The sequence below is a fragment of the Hydrogenophaga sp. genome (assembly GCF_041633695.1).
Taxonomy (GTDB): Bacteria; Pseudomonadota; Gammaproteobacteria; order Burkholderiales; family Burkholderiaceae_C; genus Hydrogenophaga.
This window is the reverse complement of record NZ_JBFJMY010000451.1, coordinates 1-3,329: the sequence shown is the minus strand read 5'-3', so window position 1 is coordinate 3,329 and position 3,329 is coordinate 1. Positions and strand designations below refer to the sequence as shown.

2 protein-coding genes are annotated in these 3,329 nt (G+C 65.2%); one reads left to right on the top strand and one right to left on the bottom strand.

Annotated features, from left to right (window positions below):
* Window positions 1-301 (bottom strand): ABC transporter substrate-binding protein (locus tag ABYB95_RS19920; protein ID WP_372660916.1); only part of this gene is annotated, 301 nt, incomplete at its 3' end.
* Window positions 302-667: 366 nt separating this feature from the next.
* On the opposite strand from ABYB95_RS19920, the gene ABYB95_RS19915 reads away from it, so the two are divergent.
* A partial coding sequence (locus ABYB95_RS19915; RefSeq protein ID WP_372660913.1) for an excinuclease ABC subunit UvrA occupies window positions 668-3,329 on the top strand: 2,662 nt, incomplete at its 3' end.

Genomic DNA, 3,329 nt, shown 5'->3' with positions numbered 1-3,329 from the left:
GTGGTGTACCGCGTGTCAGGAACATGGCCAGCACGTTTTGTTCTTCGATCAGCTTCTTGCCATTTTCGGCCGCCAGCTTGGGGTCGAACTTGTCGTCCAGCGAAATCAGTTCGATTTTTTGCCCGTTCACGCCGCCTTTGGCGTTGATGGCGTCGATGTACAGCTTGGCGCCGTCGGTGGTTTCTTGGACGCCGGCCGCGACCGGACCGGAAAACCCCGCCGTTTGCCCGATCCGCAGTTGGGCCTGCGCCGTGCCCAAAAATCCCACCAGTGCGCAAGCGATCCAGAATGCCTTGAACATCTTGTTTGTCTCCTGTAGGTGTTTTGTTTGCGCGCGAGTGTAGCGGCCTCCCCTGGGGCGGTTGCTACTGGGTTGCTTGGGCGGGCGCAGTAGCTGACAGGCGGAATATCCGCCGGATCGGCGGGGCTTGCCTGCATGCCTATGGATTCGGCCCCATGAAATAAGAACCGTTCACCCCGAGCTTGTCGAAGGGCTTCGACAAGCTCAGCCCGAACGGAACTTTAGACTTCACCGGGCCGGATCAGTAGGAGCCTGCGTTGCAAACCCGGCAAAAACGGTCCTCGCTGGGGTCGATTTTCGCGTTCGACACCTTCTGCCGCGCAGGCTCCTAGAATGTTTGGCCTCACACCACCGAAAGTGTTCCGCATGTCTCAGGGATTGATCCGCATACGCGGCGCGCGCCAGCACAACCTCAAAAACCTGGATCTGGACATCCGCACCGGCGAGCTCACCGTGGTGACCGGCCCCAGCGGCTCGGGTAAATCCAGCCTGGTGTTCGACACCTTGTTCGCCGAAGGCCAGCGCCGCTACGTGGAAACCTTCAGCGCCTACGCGCGCCAGTTCCTCGACCGCATGGACAAGCCGGCGGTGGACCGGGTGGACGGCGTGCCGCCCGCCATCGCCATCGACCAGACCAACCCGGTGCGCTCTTCGCGCTCCACGGTTGGCACCATGACCGAGTTGAACGACCACTTGAAGCTGTTGTTCGCGCGCGGCGCCACGCTGTTCGACCGCGAGACGGCACGGCTGGTGCGGCACGATTCGCCGGAGTCGATTTACGAAGAGCTGCAGCGGCGCAGTGCGGCGCTGGGCGACCCCAGGCTGGTGCTGACCTTTCCGGTCGAGCTGCCCGGCAACACCAGCGCCGAAGACGTGACGCAATGGCTCTCGGCCAGCGGCTACACGCGGGTGCAGGCCGAACGCCTGATCGAACGCCCGGCACCAACACCCAGTGGCCCCAGCACCAAGGGCAAACCCGCCAAAGCCAGCAAAACCAGCAAGGCGGGCAAGGCAGCTGACACCGGCCCGGTTCAGGTGAAAGTGCTCGACGTGGTGGCCGACCGCTTCCGCATCGGCACCGCCGAGCAGGCGCGTGTGATGGAAGCGATTGAAGCCGGCCTCAAGCGCGGCGCGGGCCGCCTCATGGTCTACGTGCTGGCCGAAGAGGGCGCGGACCGCCCCGCCGCCGGGCCGCCCCAAGGCGGGGCAGCCCCCTCGGGGGGCAGCGAACCTCGCGCAGCGGGGAGCGTGGGGGCACCCGATATCTGGCGTTTTTCCACCGGTCTGCATTGCCCGGAAAGCGACATCCGCTACACCGAACCCACGCCCTCCATGTTTTCGTTCAACTCGGCGGTGGGTGCTTGCGAAGCCTGTCGCGGTTTTGGCCGCGTCATTGGTGTCGATCACGGGCTGGTCATTCCCAACGACAAGCTCACGCTGCGCGCCGGTGCGGTCAAGGTGTTCCAGACCCCGGCCTGGAAAGAGTGCCAGGACGACCTGATGCGCCACGCCGAAGCCGCTGGTATTCCGCGCGACACGCCCTGGGCCAAGCTCACGCACGAGCAGCAGCAGTGGGTCTACACAGGTTCGCCGAACTGGAACGGCAAGTGGAACCAGCACTGGTTCGGCATCGGCCGCTTCTTTGAATACCTGGAGAGCAAGGCCTACAAGATGCACATCCGGGTGCTCTTGTCCAAATACCGCAGCTACACCGAATGCCCCAGCTGTCGCGGCGCACGCCTCAAGTCCGACAGCCTGCTTTGGCGCATCGGCAGCCATGCGCAGGCCAAGGCGGTCTTGTCGCCCTTGCCGCAGGCCGCTGGTGCGGCCCCCCACACCGGTTCGGCTGTGGCGCGCTTTCTGCCGTGCGGCGTGCAATGGTCGCGCGAACAGCTGGACGCTTTGCCCGGTCTGTGCCTGCACGACTTGATGCAGCTGCCCATCGACCGCTTGCGCGCCTTCTTCCTGTCCTTGTCCGAATCGCTGCCGCGCCAGGCGGCGGGCTCCACCGTGGCGCTGGCGGGCCAGACGCAGGCGCTCAAACTGCTGTTCGAAGAAATCAATACGCGGCTCAAATACCTGTGCGATGTCGGCATTGGCTACCTCACGCTGGACCGCCAGAGCCGCACCCTGAGCGGTGGCGAGGTCCAGCGCATCAACCTCACCACCGCCCTGGGCACTTCGCTGGTGAACACCTTGTTCGTGCTCGACGAGCCCAGCATCGGCCTGCACCCGCGCGACATGGCGCGCATCAACGACGCCATGATCCGCCTGCGCGACGCGGGCAATACCCTGGTGGTGGTCGAGCACGATCCCGCCGTGATGCTGGCGGCGGATCGCCTGATCGACATGGGCCCCGGCCCCGGTGAACGTGGCGGGCAGATCGTGTTCGACGGCACACCCGAAGCCATCCGCGACGCCGACACCCTGACCGGTGCCTACCTCGGTGCGCGCAAACAGGTCGGCATGGGCTTCAAGCGCATGGTGACCGACAGCACGCCGCGTCTGGTGCTGGAAGGCGCACGCGAACACAACCTGCAAAACGTGTCGGTCGAATTTCCGCTGCAGCGCCTGGTGGTGGTCACCGGCGTCTCGGGTTCGGGCAAGTCCACGCTGATCCAGGACGTGCTGGCACCCGCGCTGTTGCGCCAGTTCGGCAAGTCCACCGACAGCCCCGGCGCACACGACCGCTTGCTGGGCGCCGATCATCTGAACGACGTGGTCTATGTGGACCAGTCGCCCATCGGCAAAACCGCGCGCTCCAACCCGGTGAGCTACGTGGGCGCCTGGGACACCATCCGCGCCCTGTTTGCCAACGCGCCGCTGGCACGCCAGCGCGGCTACACCGCCAGCAAGTTCAGCTTCAACGGCGGCGATGGCCGTTGCCCCACCTGCGGCGGTTCGGGCTTTGAACACGTGGAGATGCAGTTCCTGAGCGACGTGTACCTGCGCTGCCCGGATTGCGACGGCAAACGCTACCGGCCCGAAGTGCTGGAAGTGAAGATCGAGCGCACGCTTCCCGGTCGGT